Annotated in this window: 18 protein-coding genes, 1 other RNA gene and 1 pseudogene; 14 read left to right on the top strand and 6 right to left on the bottom strand. The window is 60.3% G+C overall.

All coding sequences use genetic code 11. The features are described 5' to 3' along the window. Positions 1–180 precede the first annotated feature (180 nt). Positions 181–1,626, bottom strand: a complete 1,446-nt coding sequence (locus tag FJ398_13975; protein MBM3839047.1) for a phosphatase PAP2 family protein — start codon at positions 1,624–1,626, stop codon at positions 181–183. Continuing rightward, the gene (locus FJ398_13980) at positions 1,623–3,224 is read right to left on the bottom strand and encodes a hypothetical protein (GenBank protein ID MBM3839048.1); all 1,602 of its coding nucleotides are present in this window, start codon (positions 3,222–3,224) and stop codon (positions 1,623–1,625) included. The genes FJ398_13975 and FJ398_13980 overlap by 4 nt, the downstream gene beginning before the upstream one ends. Positions 3,225–3,811: 587 nt before the next feature. Between FJ398_13980 and FJ398_13985 the strand changes: the two genes are divergently transcribed. Next, entirely contained in the window at positions 3,812–4,120 is a 309-nt protein-coding gene (locus tag FJ398_13985; protein ID MBM3839049.1) for a hypothetical protein, read from the top strand. Positions 4,121–4,519: 399 nt separating this feature from the next. On the opposite strand, the gene FJ398_13990 is transcribed toward FJ398_13985, so the two are convergent. Beyond that, positions 4,520–4,960, bottom strand: a complete 441-nt coding sequence (locus FJ398_13990; GenBank protein MBM3839050.1) for a PIN domain-containing protein — start codon at positions 4,958–4,960, stop codon at positions 4,520–4,522. Further along, positions 4,957–5,184, bottom strand: a complete 228-nt coding sequence (locus tag FJ398_13995) for an antitoxin (GenBank protein MBM3839051.1) — start codon at positions 5,182–5,184, stop codon at positions 4,957–4,959. The genes FJ398_13990 and FJ398_13995 overlap by 4 nt, the downstream gene beginning before the upstream one ends. 178 nt (positions 5,185–5,362) lie before the next feature. Between FJ398_13995 and FJ398_14000 the strand changes: the two genes are divergently transcribed. From FJ398_14000 to FJ398_14010, 3 genes and pseudogenes are all read left to right on the top strand, one after another. Next, entirely contained in the window at positions 5,363–5,920 is a 558-nt protein-coding gene (locus tag FJ398_14000) for a sigma-70 family RNA polymerase sigma factor (protein MBM3839052.1), read from the top strand. Between the two features lie 579 nt (positions 5,921–6,499). After that, a pseudogene (locus tag FJ398_14005) lies at positions 6,500–6,730 on the top strand (hypothetical protein). Between the two features lie 322 nt (positions 6,731–7,052). Beyond that, positions 7,053–8,492: a hypothetical protein gene (locus FJ398_14010; GenBank protein MBM3839053.1), complete on the top strand. Its 1,440-nt coding sequence runs from the start codon at positions 7,053–7,055 to the stop codon at positions 8,490–8,492. Positions 8,493–8,669: 177 nt separating this feature from the next. Here FJ398_14010 and FJ398_14015 read toward each other — a convergent pair whose 3' ends face one another. Further along, a complete protein-coding gene (locus tag FJ398_14015; protein ID MBM3839054.1) occupies positions 8,670–9,596 on the bottom strand; it encodes a hypothetical protein in 927 nt (308 codons plus the stop codon). A gap of 202 nt (positions 9,597–9,798) precedes the next feature. Here FJ398_14015 and ffs point away from each other — a divergent pair. From ffs to FJ398_14040, 5 genes are all read left to right on the top strand, one after another. Then, positions 9,799–9,895: signal recognition particle sRNA small type (gene ffs / locus FJ398_14020), an RNA gene on the top strand. Positions 9,896–10,000: 105 nt separating this feature from the next. Continuing rightward, positions 10,001–11,806, top strand: coding sequence for a DNA polymerase III subunit gamma/tau (gene dnaX, locus FJ398_14025; protein MBM3839055.1), 1,806 nt, complete (start codon positions 10,001–10,003; stop codon positions 11,804–11,806). A 226-nt stretch (positions 11,807–12,032) separates the two neighbouring features. After that, positions 12,033–12,344, top strand: a complete 312-nt coding sequence (locus tag FJ398_14030; GenBank protein MBM3839056.1) for a YbaB/EbfC family nucleoid-associated protein — start codon at positions 12,033–12,035, stop codon at positions 12,342–12,344. 131 nt (positions 12,345–12,475) lie between these two features. Further along, entirely contained in the window at positions 12,476–13,078 is a 603-nt protein-coding gene (gene recR, locus FJ398_14035; protein ID MBM3839057.1) for a recombination protein RecR, read from the top strand. Beyond that, positions 13,078–13,695, top strand: coding sequence for an HAD family phosphatase (locus FJ398_14040; protein MBM3839058.1), 618 nt, complete (start codon positions 13,078–13,080; stop codon positions 13,693–13,695). Before recR ends, FJ398_14040 begins: the two co-directional genes overlap by 1 nt. 14 nt (positions 13,696–13,709) lie before the next feature. Here the strand turns inward: FJ398_14040 and FJ398_14045 are convergent, their stop codons facing one another. Continuing rightward, positions 13,710–16,106, bottom strand: coding sequence for a hypothetical protein (locus FJ398_14045; protein MBM3839059.1), 2,397 nt, complete (start codon positions 16,104–16,106; stop codon positions 13,710–13,712). On the opposite strand from FJ398_14045, the gene FJ398_14050 reads away from it, so the two are divergent. From FJ398_14050 to FJ398_14070, 5 genes are all read left to right on the top strand, one after another. Then, positions 16,086–16,337, top strand: a complete 252-nt coding sequence (locus tag FJ398_14050) for a hypothetical protein (GenBank protein ID MBM3839060.1) — start codon at positions 16,086–16,088, stop codon at positions 16,335–16,337. The two genes, FJ398_14045 and FJ398_14050, sit on opposite strands and share 21 nt — an antisense overlap. A gap of 96 nt (positions 16,338–16,433) precedes the next feature. Then, a complete protein-coding gene (locus tag FJ398_14055) occupies positions 16,434–17,351 on the top strand; it encodes a ThuA domain-containing protein (protein ID MBM3839061.1) in 918 nt (305 codons plus the stop codon). A 44-nt stretch (positions 17,352–17,395) separates the two neighbouring features. After that, positions 17,396–18,019, top strand: a complete 624-nt coding sequence (locus tag FJ398_14060) for a DUF1080 domain-containing protein (GenBank protein MBM3839062.1) — start codon at positions 17,396–17,398, stop codon at positions 18,017–18,019. Then, positions 18,016–19,395: a Gfo/Idh/MocA family oxidoreductase gene (locus FJ398_14065; GenBank protein MBM3839063.1), complete on the top strand. Its 1,380-nt coding sequence runs from the start codon at positions 18,016–18,018 to the stop codon at positions 19,393–19,395. The genes FJ398_14060 and FJ398_14065 overlap by 4 nt, the downstream gene beginning before the upstream one ends. 32 nt (positions 19,396–19,427) lie before the next feature. Beyond that, positions 19,428–20,087 (top strand): YceI family protein, encoded by a 660-nt coding sequence (locus tag FJ398_14070; GenBank protein MBM3839064.1) that lies wholly within the window; start codon positions 19,428–19,430, stop codon positions 20,085–20,087. The last annotated feature ends 144 nt before the right edge of the window (positions 20,088–20,231 follow it).

The following is a 20,231-nucleotide window of genomic DNA, read 5'->3' on the forward strand; positions in this document are numbered from 1 at the left end:
GTTCTGCTCACTCGAAATGACCTTTTGTTGGTTGTTAGCTGTTCTTGAACAAACATATTTCAACCAATATTGACGGGCATTTCGAGCTTTTTTCTTTTTTCAAGCCAATAATCACGCTTGTTGCAGGTCTAGTCTAGTCTAGGCTAGTCAAGCGCTGTAGTCCCATTCGCGGCTAACCTACTAACGAGCGACCTCCGGGCGGACGAGTTTCCAACGCAAGCAAAGCCACGGCACCACGCCCATCAACAGCCCTGTCGCCAGGGAAGCTCCGCAGAATCGGACGGCAGCCCGGATGACTTCGGAATCCGCCGGGCCAAGCCACCTGGTGCCGTAAATCACGGCCAACGGAGCGCAACCTAAAACCCAGCACGCCAGCCGTTGCCACCACGGGCCGAATACTTCGAATGGCGCCCAGCGCCGCCCAATGGCCCACCCCACGGCCAGACCGAACACAGCGCCGGCTTGCTCGGTGATGCGATGCACCTCGCGTGCCTTCACCGCAAACGCAGCCCACAACGGCGGATCCGGCATCGCGGAATGAAGGCTCTTGGCCAGGATTCCAGCCAGGATCAGCATTCCGGACAAAACCGCCGCGGCGACACATTGACGGCGCAGCCCGGCCGCTTGCCACCACGTGCCGAGGAGCGCTTCCAGGCCAATCACCAGGGCCACAAACATCGCGCCCGCAACAAACCCCGCCGTGACATCGCTGGGGAAATGCACGCCCAAATAAACGCGTGAAAAGCAAATCAAGAGCGCCATGGCGATTCCCACGCACCACGCCCAGGGCCGTCTGAATCGGCTTGCGGCGAAAAGCCAGATGCTCGTCCCAATGAGAGCATGGCCGGAGGGAAAGCTGTAGCTGAAGGTCAGCGCGCGACGGTAATGAAACGTATCCACAGCGGCGTCGATCCAGAAAGGCCGTGGAAAACAAAACGCCAGGGCGAGCGCCTCGCGCAAGGCTGAGCTGACGAAATAGACGAGCGCCAGACGGATGCCGATTCGCGGATCGAGGCACAGAAAAACGAAAGGAAGGAAGGCGATGACATACACGCTGGGCCCGAGATTGGTGATGATGCGCATGGGCCAGGCCAGCGCCTTGGTTTGCTGGAGCCAGTGAATCCAGGTCAGCTCGCGTTCGTGCAGACTTTGTCCGCGGTCCGCGAACCAAGCGCTGCTGAGATTATTCGTCGCGGCAGCCACCGATACGCCCCGCGGACTGGAGGGATCCGCGGCCAGAGCCTCGCCGATCAGCATCATGCCCAAAAAGAGGAATCCCAGAAACGCGCTCATGGGAAGCTGTCTTGATCTCAGAACCATGCACATGACCCATGAACGGGTAAGGACGCGTTCCACCGCGTCCCTGGAATTGCTCCTTCGATCGCTGAGTAAAGTCAGGGACGGAGTGGAATCCGTCCCTACCGGGTTCATGGGAAGCTTCCCCGGACATGATGCCATGCAGACGGCCCATGAACCGTTGGGAATCCCTCTGACCAGCCCAGCGGACACCCTCTCCCCCACCGGGGGAGAGGGACGGGGTGAGGGGGTTCGGTTCATGGCTAGGGGGCGGCAAGAATGCCGGCCAATCGAGATGGCAAATCCTGGGCGGTAATGTTCCAAAGTCATTGCATCCGCATGCGCGTGATCACAACGCCCTCCGTTCTTCCGTCGAGCTGGTCGCGGATGTTCTTCGCGCGGTTGGCGACGAAGCGTTTGAGTTGGTGCACGGGCCGGTTCTCATCGAACGGATGGCCGTCGCGCGGGCCGGTTTGCCATTCGCGCAACACCGCGACCTCGAATTTGGCGAGCTTCGCCGGAGATTCTTCCGCGACCGCAGGCCGGACCACAGCCGCCAGCGCGTCGATGCGCGCATTCAGACGCTCCGGGACAAAAAGCGTCGTCAGGAGCCGCTCCAGTTCCGCGCGGTATTTTTGTTTGAAAACCGGAACCGCCAACATCCGTTCGAGAAAGCGGTTCTCGCCCACCCACGGATGCCAGAGGCTCGCGCGCTCGCGCTGCTCGGCGGTGGACATCATCGGGAATTCGCCCCACGAATGGTCCATGTCCCAGGGCGTGAACCCAAACCGGTTCGAGCGCGGATCGAGGTAGAGGAAGAAATTCTGGCCCTGTGCCAGAATGCCGTCGTAGTGCGCGAGCATGACCTCGCAGGCTAAGAAGCGGGCGAACTCTTCAAGGTCGATGAATTCGCCGATGCGCGCGGCGAATTCGTCGTCGCTCGCCTTTGTAACCAGCCGCGCCAGTTCGATCAATCGGCTTTGCTGCGGCGCGCTGACGGTTGTTTTGGGGTCGTAGATCGGTTCGTATGGTTTCCAGTCATCGCCAAGATCGTGAAACAACTGATAAGTGACCGGTTTGAGCAGCGCGGCGCCTTTCACGCCGAAGGTTTCCTCAGCCCAGGCGGCGTCGAGGTTTTCGGGCAACACGTAGAGGCCAAGCAGCCGGCGCTCGAAACGTTCCGCAACCGTCAGGAAAACCCGCGCGAAAGCCGTGCGCGGCGCGGGCACGCCGGCGTCCCGGAAGAATTCGTAAGCCAGCGCGTCGCTCAGACCGGATTGATCGGCGCTCAGATTGTTGAAGTTGATCGAGGTCCGTCCCACAAATTGCTGATTAGTTTGGTGCCGATTCAAATCGAGCTTGAACGGGCGTTTGTAAGTGCGCAACGCTCCGAGGAACGTGCCGTCGCCTTTGAACCGGGCGCCCGCGTTCGTCAGCCAGAGTCCGCCAATTTCCAGATCCGCGCGCGACCACGGATAATCAAATCCCAGAACTCCCGCGATGCCGGACCGCGCGGCTTTTGGATTGCGCAGGATCACCGTGCCGTCAGGTTGAAGCCAGTTCGCGACGGCTGGCACACGCTTGGGGCCCAAAGCGGCCCATCGGCCAGGCCCGAACTTCAAGTGGACTGTCCAGACGTTGGTGGTCTTAAAAAAATCGGCGGCGGCACGAACTGCGGCCGCGTCGGGTTCAGGACCGCCGTAGGGCGGGCCTGGCGTCACAGCCGGCGGCTCCGGCAACGCGGCGGTTGCCTGCCAATGCATGACGCGCGGCCAGAGCCAGGCCTGAAATTTCGGCGAGCGAAAAAGAAAGAACGCCGTCAAGCCCAGCGCGAGCAAGAAGAGAAAACCCGCGCCGAGAAGTAATCCGGCAATTGCCAGGATGCGTTTGCCCCGCGACTTCGGGAGCCGAGCGAGAAATATGCGCATGCGCTCGTTTAAGGCGATGCGACGCGTCTTGGCAATCCCCTAGTGATGTGTTTCACAAATGGCTGGAGTTATGTTGCGCCCAAAACGGCCTGGGGCAAGGCGCGACAAGGGAGCATAGCCCCAGCGCTCTGCGACCGAGGAGCAACGCAGCCCCAGACCGTTTTCGGCGCAACCCTTCGGGCCGCGGGTCTTTTGGCCTCCCGCTTCGTTGCTCGCTCGTCCCAGACCCACCAGGGTATGCGCGTCGCTCGCGCCTCGCGGGAGGCCAAAATCTCTTGCGGCATAACTCCAACCATCTGTGAAACACATCACTAGCATTTTCGCTTGTTCCCAATCCTCCGGTGTCACGTCCCGGAAGTCTTGTTTTCGTTGTTCATGGGACGAAAGACTCCCCCCCCCGCCCCAATAAATAATGCAACAACTTTTCTTCAAGAGAGCTTTCGCGCAGGGCCGCACCGGTCACCAGCGCCGGTGATTGGTTCCCACGTAATGCATCTGCGAGTCCACCCCGAGCGCTCCGCGATCTCTCTGTTGGCGGATAGAGATTTCCCTTCCGAGTTTGGAGCCGCCGTTTTAATCTCAAGCCTGTGACAGTTGAAATGTTTCAGGACGAGATGGCGCAGGCGCTCAAGGCTTTCGAGAAGTATGTCGTTTGCCTGGACAAAACCCCAGACCAATGCGCGGCTTCGCTGAAATCGCTCCTGGAAAAAGCCATCAAGGCCTACGAGAACCGAGGTCCCAATCTTCGCCATGGAATCGCTTTGGACCGGCAAGTGACCATTATCCTGAGCCAGACCGAAAACGAGCGTCCGCTCTGCGGCATCTACTTCAACCTTCACACCCCTTACCAGAAGAAGCCCGCGGCTCAGAAGGAGAAGACGGAAACGGGCAGTTGAAACTTCCCCCCAATCCCGCAGGTCAGAAGCGGCCATCACGATTCGCGAGCTGCGAACCGACTTCCGCTCGGTCAAACGTATTGGAGCAGCAAGACCAGGTGGTCGTCACCGACCGCGGTGATCCCGTGTACGAGTTTGAAGACCCCGCCGCGCCGACGGATCGAGCGACCGCCTTTGCCGGATTACTACTCGCGCCTGCTGGAACAGCGCGCCCAACCCATGCCGACGGAGGGACTCCGGAGCTTCTGCCGACACGAAAGCGTCGTCGCGTCCGGCTTGCCGGCGCGCTCCAAGACCTGGCGCACCTCACTGCTGCTTCGGTGGTCGCGGAGTGTCCTGGACTGCGGCAGTCCTGTGCCGCTTTTCCCCGAGAGGCGCGCCGCCGATGCCGAAACGCGCTCAGCCCACCGTCTCCAGCGCTTTGCGTTCGGCTGATTTGAGTTCCGTGAGGGCGGCAACGCGCTGGTCCAGCGTGGCCAGCACGCCACCCCGGTGGATGGCGAGTCCCAGCAGGTAGGCGTCGTTGACCTGTTGATGCCCCATCAGCCGGACGCCAGCGAAAGCGACCGCCTCGGCGACGGGAAGTTCATCCGGCCAAAAGCTGTGGTCCTTGGCGGCGGTGTTGGCCGACAGAACGTGAATAGCGTCCCGGGGTTGAACCGCGTCGCGGGAGAAGGCGGGGTTTGACACGATGCGGACGAAACCGGCCTGGGTGAAGGCGCACGTCGCCCAGCCCTTCGCGCGGCGGCGGGTGAACCACTTCAGCGCCAGGTCATGCCGCTCGTGGCTGGGCCAGAGCAACGCAATGAGCAGATTGGTGTCGAGCAGGTAGCCCTTCATACGCCCTCGGCTTCAATGCGGCGCACGTCGTCCGTGGTCACCTTCGGCGAGTCCGCCGGCAGTTGGAACACCACGAGGCCATCCTTGTCCTGGGCGGGAGTGGAGGCGCTCAATCCCTTGCGCATCAGATCCGAAACGGTTTTGCCGAGCGAAACGCCGCGCAGCTTGGCTTGCCGGGCGGCCAGTTCCAGAACATCATCGTCGAGAGTCAGTGTCGTTCTCATGACGATACGATGCTTGTGGTCCTGTTTGATGTCAATCAGCGTTATGGGCATCATTGTGTCTTTCGAGTGACTCACAACTCATTTCATGCCTCACTCTAACCGCAAGAGTCCTATCGGATCACGCTGCCGTGAGCTTTGTGCTATCCACTCTTGCTGAGCTCTGCTATGCGACAAGCCCGTGAGCGACGTCACGCGAATCCTCGAACGCGCCGAGCAAGGCGACCCCGCGGCCGCCGGGGATTTGCTGCCGCTGGTCTATGACGAGTTGCGCAGGCTGGCCGCGCACAAGATGGCCAATGAAGCCGCCGGCCATACGCTTCAACCCACCGCGCTCGTCCACGAAGCCTGGCTGCGCCTCGTCGGCGGCGAGCCGCAGCACTGGAATGGACGCAGCCATTTCTTCGCCGCCGCCGCGGAGGCGATGCGGCGCATCCTCATCGACAACGCCCGGCGGCGCCAGGCGGCGCGGCACGGCGGCGGCGCCGCGCGTACGGACCTCGAGGGAGTGGACCTGGCCGCGCCGCAGAGCGATGAACGGTTGCTCGCGGTCCACGAAGCGCTCGAACAATTCGAGCGCGTGGACCGCCGTGCGGCGGAACTGGTGAAGCTCCGCTGCTTCGTGGGACTGAACATGTCCGAAGCCGCCGAGGCCCTGAACCTACCGCTGCGCAGCGCCGAGCGGTTGTGGGCGTATGCGCGAGCGTGGTTGCGCCGCGAAATGGATGCGCCTCGGTAGAGAATCGAGGCGGCACGCCGCTCAGGCCAGACGCGGAGAGGACCTGGGAGCGCGGGCATCCTTGCCGGCAAGTCGGGCGCTCCGCGAGCCACACGATCCGAGCGGCCGGTGGCCAGCACGGAGGATGGCGCTCCTGGGAGAATCCGCGATCGTAAGAGCACGGGCACCGTGTGTTGGGCCTGCAAAAAGTTGGCGGGGCACGCCGGCTTTTTCCGCACTGATCCATGAAAGCGCATGCGATGAACCAAAGCCTTGAACCTCCAGGCAACCGGGAGCGCGACCTCTTCCTTCCAGGCGCTGGAGAAGCCGACCGCGCCGGAGCGGGCCGCGTTCCTCGACGGCGCGTGCGGTGGCGACGCCGCGCTGCGCGCCGCGGTGGGGTCTCTGTTGGCCAAGGCCAACGATCCTTTGCTCGACCAAGTGGCCGCCGACGCGCGCCCGACTCTCGTGGTGCTCGCGACAGAGGAACCCGGCGAGCACATCGGCCGCTATAAACTGCTGGAGAAATTGGGCGAAGGCGGCTTCGGTGCCGTGTGGCTGGCGGAACAAAGGGAACCGGTCCGACGCAAGGTGGCGCTCAAGGTGCCGTCGCTGCTCGGCGTGTGGTATCGCGGCCCCTTCGAGCACACCGGCTCCGTGGCGACGCTGGAGGATTGGTTCGACCCGCGCCGCCTGCGCGACGACTATGTTCCCACCGGCTGGAAAGGCCCGCCCGGCACGAAGACGCGCGCGGTGAAGGGACACGAGTTTGGATTGGATCTTTCGCCGGCGGAGAGGAAGGCGCTGATCGCGTTTCTGTTGACGTTGTAATGTGCAGGCATGCAGGCACCGTGCGATTGACTTGCACATCGCATCGGCTGCTTCGTGCAGGAATTGCTGTGCGTCCTGGTCTTCGAGTTCACGAAGGCGGCGGCGCACAGCCGGAGCGCTCGTCAGCAGTCAGCTTCGGCAGTTCAGCAATAATTTCAGCAAAGCTCACGCGGAAAACTTAATGCGCCTTCGGAAGGGAGGCAAGACGTGGAATCGAGGTCAACGCGGGGAGCTGCGACTATTCCGCGCCACATCAATGCACCTCTCCGATATGCCTCATTTTGTCGTCGAAAAACTCTGCTGAGCACGCTAAATGGAACCGATGAATCCACTCGCCAGAAAGCCCGTCCTTAACCAAAGAGTCCTGTGGATTCTTTGTTCCCTTCGTTTCCTTTTGTTCCCTGTGGTTGCTCTCCACAGTGTGCTTTGTTTTGCACAGATTTCGTCGGTTCATGCCGATGGCGGCGAAGATTGGCCGCGCTTCCTCGGCCCGCGCGCCAACGGCACCTCTCTGGAAACGGGGTTGTTGGAGAAATGGCCGGCCAATGGGCCGCCGCTCGTCTGGGCGAAACGCATTGGCACCGGCTACAGCGCGCCTTCCGTGCGCGGCAATCAACTCGTGCTGCACCATCGCCTGGGCGGCGAGGAAATTGTCGAAAGCTTCGACGCCAGCACCGGACAATCCCGATGGCGTTATGGCTATCCCAGCCAGTACATCGATCCTTACGGCTACAACAACGGCCCGCGCTGCACGCCACTGCTCACCGAGGACCGCTGTTACACTTTCGGCGCTGAAGGCAAACTGCTGTGCCTGGACTTGAAGAGCGGCAAGCTCATTTGGCAACGCGACACAGGCGCGGATTGGACCGTGCCGGCGGCGTTCTTTGGTGTGGGAAGCACGCCCATCCTGGAAGGCGGTCTGTTGATCGTCATGGTCGGAGGGCAGCCGACTTCCGGAATGGTTGCTTTCGACGCGAAGACCGGCAAGACCGTCTGGGAAAGCGTCGGCAAAAAAAACTGGACCGGGGTTCCTTTGACCGCCTGGCCGGGGGAACGAAAACTGGTTTGGAATGAATTTGAAAAACAGGCCAGCTACGCCACCCCGGTCGCGGCCACCATGCATGGCCGGCGCAAGGTGTTTTGTCTGACGCGGCAAGGGCTGGTTTCGCTCGACCCCAAAACCGGCGACGTCGATTTCAGCCTCTGGTTTCGCTCGCGGCTGAATGATTCGGTCAACGCGGCAAACCCGGTGGTGGTGGAGGATCTGGTCTTCATCTCCGGCGCGTATTACCGAGTTGGATCGGTCCTGCTGCGGATCAAACCGGATGGCAAAGGTTTCGAGGAAGTCTGGCGCGACACAGTGCTGGAGATTCATTGGACCACGCCGGTTTATCACGACGGTTACCTCTACGCGTTCAGCGGCCGCAACGAACCGGATGCGCGCTTCCGGTGTGTCGAACTCAAGACCGGCAAACTCGCGTGGGACCGCGACGAATCGTGGGTCCCGCACAGCAGCCCGACGCCAGACGTCTATGGCCGCGGCTCCGCCATCATGGCTGAGGGCAAACTGATCGTGCTGGGCGAAGGCGGAAAACTCGGTTTGTTCAAGGTGAACCCCAGGCAACCGGAAGAGATTTCGCGCTTTCAAGTTCCGCAACTGCGCTACCCGTGCTGGGCCGCGCCGATTCTTTCGCGCAAGCAGCTTTACTTGCGGAGTGAAGATCACCTCGTGTGCCTCGATCTGGCGAGAAAGCCAGGTTAGCATTGTTAGTCGCATCGCGGAACCTTCGAGCGTAACGCTGATTCGATTCCGTCCTCCCTCCCTACGAATCTGACTCAACCACGGATTGCACGGATAACACGGATAAAAAGGCTTCTGCATCCGTGAAATCCGTGGTCCAAGAATCTATGCAAGCGTGGGGAAACCTAACCCATCAACTTACTTCAGGTACTTCCGCTGCAAAATGCCTTTGACAGTCGAGGACGTTTTGGTCGTGATGCCCGGCGCATTGGTCGCGCCGCCGAGTTGGGCGACGAAGCTGTAATCGAACTCGATCCCTTCCTCCAAAGCGGCCATCGACGCATCCACGGGAAATTTGCCGGTCAACCGGAGCGCGCCAAAGGCTTGCCTGATCTGGACGCCGGGCGGCAGCGGCGGCGTGAATTTCTTCAAATAGATTTTGGAGGCGAGATCAAGACACTCTTCATCCCCGACCTTGACGACTTGCTCGAGAGTGGTTCGGCCTTGAATGTCCGAGCTGGTGATTCCCAATCGTTGCATTTTCAGCACGCCGCGCAATTTCTCCGGGTCGTTCTCCCAACTGTCACCGACCTTCCTGGGGGTGTCCGTGCTGAAAACTTCCTCGGTTTGGGCTTCGTCCGGATCCACTTGCATCCCAAAAGCCAAAATCTTTTGCGTCTCGAGGCCCACGGATTTGCCATTGGCCAGAAGCTGGAGTTTGCCTTGCTCGGTTGAAGCCGTTACGACGGCGCGCGGCGGCAGGAGTTCGCGTTTGTAGCGGTCTTCAACGCGGACGCAGTTGGAAATCGTGCAGGAGGCTCTCTTGATTCGTCCGTTGGAATCAGTCTCCAAAATGCGCATGAGTCCGTCGAGTTCGGCCACGTAATTGGTTTTTTGTTCGGGCGAAGAGCGCCCGGCGAACGAGGCCGAAATCCGGTGCGTCTCCTGGAAACGGCAAGAGAGTTGGAATTCCTGGCCCGCTTTGGCGGGGCGGTTCACCTGAATGCGGTATTCTTGCGCGAAAAGCGAAGTCGCGGCGCAGCAGGCGAAGGTCAGGAGAAGGCGCGAGGTTTTCATGTGCAACGGAATGATCCGCTTTCCCGGAAGAAAGTTCAACTCGATCATTGTCCTCGGGAAAGTTCCACGGCCCTCAAGCCGGACGTACGCGCCATGACCTGGTAAGGACGCGTTCCACCGCGTCCCTGAAATTGTCTTTCCGGTCGCAGCGTAAATTCAGGGACGGAGTGGAATCCGTCCCTACCAGGTTTTAAAAGGCAATTATTTCTTGATGACCTGCAAATCGGGGCCTACCGTTCCACCCGGCTTTGGCCAGGGCCCACGGAATGTGGACTTTCAAACCCCGCCAGGGCAGGAATGCAGCAACGGTAGTTAGCTCTGCATCTGCCGTGGTCACCCTGGCCATTTTCAGTAGTTTATGATTTCGGATTCATGATTTATGATTTGCGCAACACAAGCCGGTGGCGCAGGCGGACCTTCTTCAATCATGAATCGTAAATCATGAATCACCGATGTCCTACCAGGTCTTAGCGCGAAAGTATCGGCCGCAACGGTTCTCCGACGTGGTGGGGCAAGACCATGTCACCCAAACGCTGGGCAACGCGATCCGGCAGAACCGGATTGCGCACGCGTATCTGTTCGTGGGGCCGCGCGGCACGGGCAAAACAACCCTGGCGCGCATCTTCGCCAAATGCCTGAATTGCACCGGAGGGCCCAGCGTGGACTTCCCGGACGATGACCCGCGTTGCCGCGAGATTGCCGAGGGCAGGTCCCTCGACGTGCTGGAGATCGACGGCGCGAGCAATCGCGGGATCGAGGAAATCCGCGAGCTGCGCGAGACGGTCAAATACGCGCCGTCCAGTTCCCGGTTCAAGATCTACATCATCGACGAAGTCCACATGCTGACGAAGGAGGCGTTCAACGCGCTTCTGAAGACGCTCGAAGAGCCTCCGGCGCACGTGAAGTTCATGTTCGCCACGACCGAAGCGGAGAAAGTCCTGCCCACGATCCTGTCCCGCTGCCAGCGATTTGACCTGCGGCGCATTCCGACGCCCCTCATTGTCAAACATCTCGCGCAGATCGCGGCGCTGGAAAAGGTGACCGTGGATGACGCGGCTTTGCACGCGATCGCGCGCGGGGCGGATGGTTGCATGCGCGACGCCGAGTCCGCGCTGGACCAACTGATCAGCTTCTGCGGCGAGAAGATCGCCGAGGCCGATGTGCTGGGAATGTTTGGCCTCGCGGCGCGATCTCAGATTCTGGAACTGGCGCGCACGGTTCTGGTGGGTGCGACCGAAGCCGCCCTGCGTCAGTTGAGCGATCTGGCCCGGAATGGCAAGGACTTGAGCCGGCTGCTTTCCGATCTGTTAGGCCATTTCCGCAATCTGCTGCTCTTCCAAATCTCGCGCGGCGATCTGAATCTGCTGGAGGTCACCGAACTCGAAGCCGCGGCGCTGGCCGAACAGTCGTCCGGAATCACCGCCGAAGCCTTGGCGAGCGTGATGGAAGTCCTGGCCGAGACGGAAGGCAAACTTCGCGACGCGGCTTCGAAACGCATTGTGATCGAAGTCGCAATCTTGAAAGCGATTCAGGCCCGGAATGCGGTATCCATCGACGTCCTGGTGAGCAAGCTGCAACAGTTGCGGCCGGAACCTGTCGCCGGCCAGGCGTCGGCCCCTTCCGTGAGTGTAGGGCAGGCTTCCAGCCTGCCAACTCGCGGCGTAGTCCGCGCTTCACATGAGGAGGCGAAGACGCCCCCTCAACCGGCAGACAAGGTGTCTGCCCTCCGCACTCCGACAAGCTCCGCGTCGGAAGAGGGGATTCTACGCGACGCCGACATTCCACAAGAGGCGACCTCGCCGCCGACTGGCCGCGCGCAGGACCTTGCGGAGCTATGGAAGAACGTGCTTGAAGCCGTCGGGCGCGTGAGTCCGTTTGCCCGGACTTACCTGCTGGAGGCGCATCCGGTTTCTCTCGCCAAAAACGTCCTCACGATTGGTTTCGATCCCGAATTCTCGGATCACGTCGGGTTGGTGGACAATTCGAAGAACCGGACGCTCCTTCAAACCAAGATGCGCGAACTGGGGTGCGGCGAAGTCCAGGTGAAATTCGTGGTGGCGAACGCTCCCTCGGACTGGGTTCGTCCTCAGGTCGAAACGGCAGATCCGCCGCCGCCGGCGCGCGCGGTTCACGCTCCGGAAGCACAGCCGGCCAAGCCTGAGGCGCCGCCCGCTGTGAAAGACGATTTCAAGAACGACCCGCTCATCAAGCAGGCGTTGGAAATCTTCAAAGGAACCATCGTAGAGGTTCGCGCCTGATTTCAGTTATGAAGCGACAATCGCCCTCACCCTGGCCCTCTCCCCCAGGAGAGGGAACGGTCATTTCCCGCGCTGAAAAATGTCACGGCTCGGTGACCGAACGACCGGCACAGAAATCTTTCTCCCTCTCCCTGGGGGAGAGGGCCGGGGTGAGGGCGATTCATCAATTCCATTGAATAGATCGGCGAGCTCTCAACCCTCAACTTTCAACTCTCAACACGAATTTATGTCCAGCATTGGCAAACTCATGAAACAAGCCGCGCGCATTCAGCGGCAGATGGAAGAAGTCCAGGCTCAACTCGCCGCCAAGACCGTGGAGGCGACCAGCGGCGGCGGTGTGGTCAAGGCCGTGGCGAAATGCGACGGCACGCTGGCGTCGGTCAAAATCGACCCGCAAGCGATCAACCCGTCCGATCCTCAGATGTTGGAGGATCTGGTTTTGACCGCCGTGAACAACGCGCTAGGCCAGGCCAAGGAGTTGTCCGCTTCTGAAATGGGCAAAGTGACGTCGGGATTGAACATACCGGGGTTGATGTAGCGGCCATCGGAGGCTCGAAAACTCGTCCTCGTCCTCGCACTCGTCCTCGGCTGCGATCGCCGTGATTCCGAGGACGTGATTGGAAGTTGTTTCGGATTTCAACATTCGAATTTCGGATTTCAACTCAGTTCATGGCTGCCCTTCCAGAACCGATCACCAGTTTGATTGCCGCGCTGGGGCGGTTGCCAGGCATTGGCCCGCGCTCGGCGGAGCGGATCGCCCTTCATGTCGTGCAGTCGGACGCTGCAGCGGTCAAGGAACTCGCCCGGCTGCTGGTGGCGGCTCGCGAGAAAATCGTGGAATGCTCGATTTGCGGCGCCCTGACCGAAAAACAACCTTGCGAAATTTGCAGTGATCCGCGGCGCGACGGCTCGCTCGTTTGCGTTGTGGAACGCGCCGTCGATATCCTGAGCATCGAAAAACCGGCGACCTATCGCGGCCGATTTCATGTCCTGGGCGGAAAAATTTCGCCGCTGAACGGTGTCGGCCCGGAGGATTTGCGGATCGCGTCCCTGGAAACCCGGCTGATCAAAGAGGCCATTCAGGAAGTCATTATCGCACTCCCGTCCGATGTCGAAGGCGACGCGACGAGCTTTTATCTGGCGCAGCGCCTGGGACCGAAGAACGTGAAGGTGACGCGAATCGCGCACGGGTTGCCCGTCGGCAGTGGATTAGAGTTCGCGGATGGCCTGACTTTGAGCAAAGCCATCGAGGGACGGAGACCTCTTGAGTAATGGCCGGGAGTTCCATTCAAGCCGTCGTTTTCGATCTCGGCAAAGTCCTGGTGGATTTTGATTACTCCCTGGCAGCGGCGAAACTGGAAGCCCAGTCGAAGATTTCCGCTCTGGAGTTGAAGCGATTGCTGGATCAATCGCCGCTCCTGTATCGCTACGAAACAGGCCTGGTTTCCACGGAGGAATTCTTTGCCGAGGTGCAACGCCACTCCGGCTTTCGCGGTGAGCTCACGGAGTTCGGAGCGATCTTCGGCGACATCTTTTCTCCGATTAAGCCGATGATCCGCCTGCACGCAAACCTCCGCACGTCGGGTTTGCCCACTTACCTGCTTTCAAACACCAACGCCCTCGCCATCGAACACATCCGGCGTCAGTTTCCATTCTACGGTCAATTCCACGGCCACATCCTTTCGTTCGAGCACCGCGCGATGAAACCGGATGAAAGGCTCTACGAAGTGGCGGAGGCGCTCGCCGGCTTTCAAGGCGCAAACTTGCTCTATATCGATGATCGTCCGGAGAACATCGAGGCGGGCAAAAACCGAGGCTGGCGAACTATTCTTCATGTCTCGCCGGACCGCACCATCGAGGCCGTCCGGTCTGCGGGTTTGCTCAGTTAAGGGTCTGTGCAAAATCAAGGGGACGCCCGCAGGCGGTAAAAGCGAAGCGGAGAGGCCAGGGTGTCCTGAACGCTCAGACGCCGATCCGCCGCCGCCGGTGGAAAGTTCGTGAGCGCCCGCCACGAAGCGCCGGCGACATCGTCGCGGTACTCCAGGGTATAAGTCTGCATTGCCGCCGCCGAGAAATCCAAAGCCACCGCGCTGGAGGTTCGACGTATGGTCAAGTGAGGCGAGTTCGATAGACCTGGAAGCTGAGCCTCAACCACCGCGCTCCAGCTTGAGCCGTCTCGAACACGAGCCAATACACGGTCCGTGGTTGAGACTGAGACCGGGGCTGTGTAAACCATCGCGCCCGGCGCGACCGCGCCTCCGACAACTCTCGGATCTGTGCCATCGACTGCGAAATAGATCCGGCCGGTCGCGTTGGCGTGCGACAATCGAAGCAAAGGCTGCGCGGGCGCGTCGGACTCGAATCGCATCTCGGGGGCTGAAACGAGCGGGTAGAGGCCGGCGCGCTTGAGCTGTTCCAGCACCACGCTCGTGCGCGCCGGAAACCAATGCGTGACGATCCAGTCGATGGTGTTGCGCCACTCGGCTTCGCCATACGCCGGCTGGCGCACGGCATCGCCCCAGCGCGCGGAATAAGCGCGGATCGCGTGGTCGATCTGCGCGGCTTTGCGCAGGAACCGTTGAGTCGCTGCTTCGGGCGTCAGCGCGCCGCCGTGGAAGAAATGGCGTTGGACATGGTCCGCGAAGCGCAATCGATATTCGCCGCTCGCAGCCAGGTCCTGATGAATCCACTGCGGGTTGGCGAACGTGAAATTATTCTGATTGGGCCTGACGTAAGGCCCGGTGCGGTCGATCTGGCTGAACGGCGCGCCCAGCGTGTGTTCCGCATCGTGGTTGAAGAACCGGAATCCGACGTTCGGATTGGTCCGGTCCCGGAGTCCAAACCAATTGTTGGAGCGCTCGAAATTCAAAAACCAGGAGAGCGGCGCGTCGCCGTCGCCAGTGTAAAAAATCACCAGCATGTAATCGATCAGGTTGTCCACGTCGAGCAGGACGGGGCGAGCTGGTTCGCGCGAGCCGTCGGCGTTGCGGCCCAGGACTGCGAAGTAATTTGAATTGGCGGCGTTGGTCGCCACGGAGCGCGCCAGGGTCCAGAGCGCGCGGAACGCGTCGAGATTGCCGTCGGCCGCTTCCGTGACGAACACGCCGGGATGATTCGCGCTTTTGACCACGTCGTAATCCTCCTTGCGCCCGCCAAAATAAGTTTCGCCGTAGGCTTCTTCGGGGCGCTCCTGAGTTTCGTACAGACCCCAGTACTGGCCGTTCAAGAAGAGATGATAGTAGCGCGAGCGGGTGGTCGGCTGGCCCAGCGCGCCGAGGGTCTCGCGGCAGAAAACATCCTGCACCATCGTGTCGAACCGGCCGGCGGCGGCGTCGATGGCCCACGAATAATTCTGGCTCGTGCGCAGGTCGAACGTGTCGAACTCACTCGCGCCTTCGCCGTCGAACCACGGAAACTTCAGCTTGGCCGCCCCGTATTCGCGACGGAAAAAGACCCGGAACGCATGCTTGGCGTATTGGGGGTTCCGGCTGTAGCCGCCCCGGATGCGGAGCCCGCAATTTTCCTGGAATTGTCCTTGCGGCACCTTTTTGGAATCGAGCAGTTCGATGGAAGCGGGCCGTTCCCAGGCCTGGCCGCGTTGCGCCGCGTTCGCGTAAATCCCCGTGGCCGGATCGAACAAGTTTTTCACCTCCGTCACGGCGGAGATCGACGGAATCTGCGTCAACGCCTCACGCCATTCGGCCGCCGTGTAACGCGAGATCACTTTCGGGTCCATGCCGTAGTCCACCTCGTTGGCGCCCCAGGAGGATGGGAAGTGAGTGGGTGGCTTGCCGTCGGGCGCTTGATGGATGACGTCGCCGAGAAAAAGGTACGTGTGGGTGACGATATCCGACGGGGCGAGTCCCTCCTTGAACGCGCGGGCGCGGATCACCGTAGTACCGCCGATCTGGACGGGCCGGGTCGCAGGCGGCGATTGGCCCGGAGCGGGTTCGCTGAAGTCGGAACAATAATAGACCACAGCGCCGGGAGTGCGGGAGGAAATCGAGAGGGAGAAAGGGCTTTCGTAAAAACCGCGTGCAACACTGAACTGCGGCGGCGCGGCTTGGCCTGGGCTGGCAGGTTGGGCTTGAGAAGTTGAAAGCAGCCAGAGGCAGATCCCGACTGCAAACTGCGCTTTGCGATAGAGTCCGCCCCATCCAACACAAAAGTGAATGAAGGAAGATTTGCGGCGTGTCACCGACAATCTGTGGAGGCACCGAAAGCGCACGGTGCCGTAACTTAATCGCATTCCGACTTCAGGACCACTGGTTTCCTGCCAGTGCCCGGCAATTCTTTCCATGAACCAGACGGTAGGGCGAGCCTGTCCCCAGCGAGCCGAGTCGGACGAGTTCCAAGCGCGTGGAGCGGCTCGCCGGGACGGACTCGCCCTACCGGGTTCATGGACCGAGTGCAGGTTCGAAAGGTTTTCCAGAGCAACCTGCGATTCGCGCAAAGAATGTTTTTCTTCGGACAAAATCGGGAAGGAATCCTCCGCAACAAAGCGCAAAGCTTGCGGGGAAAGAAGCCTTGACCCGGCCTGTAGAGGGGTTAAATGAATGCCTGTCCCTTGGGCTTCGTCCCAATCTCTAGGCACACAAAACCTGTATCAGGACTTGAACAAACTATGATGACTACCCGTTCCCGCTTCCTCCAGTTGGCTGCAACGCTCCTCCTCTTCGCGGCGATTCCGCCGGCGACCCCGGCCGCCGAGGCCCCGAAAAAGTTGCTGGTCGTCACGGCCACGGTCGGCTTTCCGCATAGTTCAATCCCCACGGCCGAAAAAGTCCTTGCGCAACTCGGCGAAAAAACCGGCGTGTTCACCGTGGATATTGTGGGCAGCGGGCCGCGGCCCCGAGACAAAGCTCAAGCCACGGCCTGGATGGAGAAGATGACCAAAGACCTGGCGGAGAAGATGAACCCCGAGGCGTTGAAAAAATACGACGGCTTCATTTTCGCCAATACCACGGGCGTGTTGCCGCTTCCGGACAAGAAGGCGTTTCTGGAGTCGATCCGCGGCGGCAAAGCCTTCATTGGCATGCACTCGGCCAGCGACACGTTTCACGCCGAGGAAGGCGCGCCCGATCCCTACAAGTCAGGCCTGATTGACCCTTACACTCGGATGCTGGGCGGCGAGTTTCGGGTTCACTACGCGCAAGTTCCGATTGATTGCCTGGTGGTCGATCCCAAGCATCCGTCCACCACCGCGCTCGGTGACGTCTTTAAGATCGCTCAGGAGGAGGTTTATTTGATGAAGAACTACGACGCGAGCCGCGTGCATGAATTGCTGGTGCTGGACAAGCATCCCAATGACAAAGGCGTCTGGGGTCGATTCCCCGTGTCGTGGTGCTCGAATTACGGTCAGGGCCGTGTTTTCTACACTTCACTGGGCCATCGCGAGGATGTCTGGGATCCCGACTGGAAAGATGGCAAGGGCGTGCGGCTGAATTCACCGGAGGTTGCGGAACGCTACCAAGCGCACATCCTGGGCGGCATCAAGTGGGCGCTCGGCTTGGAACCCGGCGATGCAAAACCGCAAACGAGGTGACGCGTGGCGCGAATCGTTTCCACCAACCGAGAATTTTTTTGAAAATGAGAACCGTCGTCTGTCTCCTGGCGCTGGCCACTCTGAGCATCCTTGCTCCTGCCACTTTCGCGTCCGCATCTGACGCGGAAGGTTTCCAGCCGCTCTTCACTGGAAAGGACTTGTCAGGCTGGAAACTGCGCCAGCCCGGCGGTCATCCAAGCTGGAGCGTCAAGGATGGCGTGCTGATCAACACCGTCAACGCCGGCGAACACGGCACCGATCTCGTTACCGAGAAGAAATTCTGGAACTTCACCGTGCGTTACGAATACAAAATCCCGCAAGGCGCCAACAGCGGCTTCTATTTGCGCGGGCGGCACGAGATTCAGATTCTGGACGACTTCGCCACCGGGAAACCCAACCTCGGAGGCAACGGTGCGATCTATAACCACACGGCCGTTTCCAGGTTTGCTTCCAAACCCGCCGGGGAATGGAACACGGTTGAGGCCACGATCATCGGGAATAAGATTACGGTCATCCTCAACGGCGTGAAGGTCCACGACAACGTGGAGTGCAACCGGGCCACGGGCAGCGAGATCGACAACAAGGTGAACGAACCCGGCGCGATTTTCTTGCAAGGCGACCACGGCTCGGTCAGTTTCCGCAGTATTCGGATCAAAGAACTGAAATGAAGAATCCACAACGATTACCCGATCTGAGCCGGCGCACTTTTCTAAAGGGCAGCTCGTTCAGCACGCTCATGTCCATGCTCGGCGGCGTGCCGTTGGTCGCGCAGGAAAAGTCCGCGGATCCCGCCGCCGCGAACGTCGGAAAACCCATTGGCCGGCCCGTGAACTGCGGCCTGATCGGTCTGGGGCCTTGGGGCCGCGAAATTCTGGCCACGCTCTCCAAGATTCCCGAGGCGCACATCGTCGCGATTTGTGACACGTACGCCCCGATGCTGCGCCGCGGCCAACAGACCGCTCCGAAAGCCACGGCCACGGACGATTACAAGGCAGTGCTCCAGAACAAGGAGGTGGAGGCCGTGTTTATCGCGACGCCGACGCATCAACACCGCGAAATCACCCTCGCCGCGCTCAAGGCGGGCAAGCACGTGTATTGTGAAGCGCCGCTGGCCCACACCATTGACGATGCGCGCGCCATCGCCCTGGCAGCCAAGGCCTCGTTCAAATCGGTCTTTCAATCCGGTTTGCAAGCGCGCTCGCATCCGCAGCGCCATTTTCTGCTGCAGTTCATTCGCTCCGGCGCCATGGGCAAGCCGGTCATGGCCCGCGCCCAGTGGCACCGAAAACAAAGCTGGCGGTTTACCTCGCCCAATCCGGAGCGGGAAAAGGAAGTCAATTGGCGGTTGAGCCGGAAGACATCGCCCGGTCTGATCGGCGAGGTCGGCATCCACCAACTCGATGCCGCGACGTGGTTCCTGGATCAACGGCCTCAGGCCGTCACGGGCTTCGGTTCGCTCATCAAGTGGACCGAAGACAACCGCGATGTGCCCGACACAATTCAGGCCGTTCTCGAATATCCGCAAGGCGTTCAGCTCACCTACGACAGCACCCTGGCCAACTCGTTCGAATCCGATTACGAAGTCTATTATGGGACGGACAGCGCCATCATGGTCCGCGACAACAAAGCCTGGATGTTCAAGGAAGTCGATGCGCCGCTGTTGGGCTGGGAAGTCTATGCCCGGAAAGATTCGTTCTACAAAGAAACGGGCATCGCGCTCGTAGCCAACGCCTCCAAGCTGGAAGCCCAGGGCGAAGGCGGCGCCGAAGACACGGCCGCGGCCACCAACGCGCTCTCGTTCGCGCTCGAAGCGTTCCTGGGGAACGCCGGGAAAGTTGCCACCGCCGTGAAAGACTTCAAAGAAAACTTCGGCGAGGATGACGAGGCGTTGAAAGAACATCTCGCCGACCTGCGAAAAGGCCGGCTCCCCGCGGCTGGATACCAGGAAGGCTTCGACTCCGTAGTCATTGCCCTCAAGGCCAACGAGGCGATTCTCGAAAAGAAACGAATCGTATTCCAGCAGGAGTGGTTTGATCTCGGCTAACGGTCCGAGTTTTTTACAAAGGACATAACCTTATGAAATCATCCATTTTCTCTATCCGAAACGTCGTGCTCGGTCTCGTGCTGGCTGCGCTGGCTCTCCCGACGGCCGCCGAAACGTGGACGCGGTATCAAGGCCAGCCCAGAGGGAGCAAGCTTAAGCTCGAAGGCACTTCCACACTGCACGATTGGAGCGTGGAAGGAAAACTCATTGCCGGATTCATGGAACTGGAGTCCAACTTTCCGCTCGACCCCGCGGCCAAACCGCCGGCGGACGCGAAACTCAACGCCAAAGTCGAGGTGAAGATTCCGGTCACCTCGTTGCTCAGCGGCACGCAGCTCATGGACGAAGTCATGTACGAAGCCATGAAGCAGAAGCAGTACAAAGACATCCAATATCGCCTGAAACAAATCTCGGTGAAGACGGATGCTCCGGCGGGAGCGTTGCAGTTCAATGCCGTGGGCGAATTCTCGATCGCCGGGATGCTGCGCACCAATTCCATGGTCGTCACCATCGAGCGCGTGGATGCAACTCGCCTGAAAGTCAAAGGAGACACGGCGTTCAAGATGAGCGATTACGGGATCAAAGTGCGCGCCCCGCTCGCGCTCCCGTTGAAAGTGGGGGACGACGTGAAGGTGGCTTTCGAGTGGCTGGCCGCGCAGAAAGCAGAGGCCGCGAAGCCTGCTGAGAAATAGGCAGCGCTGCTAAACTAAGTGGTCCATTTCATAAATACGCTCACGTTCGCGGCAAGGGATTTTTCGGCCAGACGAGGCGCGAGCGACGAGCATATCCCGAAGTGGATCTGTAAGGAGCGAGCAACGAAGTCTGGCGAAAAAGAA

Source organism: Verrucomicrobiota bacterium, from assembly GCA_016871535.1.
Taxonomy (GTDB): Bacteria; Verrucomicrobiota; Verrucomicrobiia; order Limisphaerales; family SIBE01; genus VHCZ01.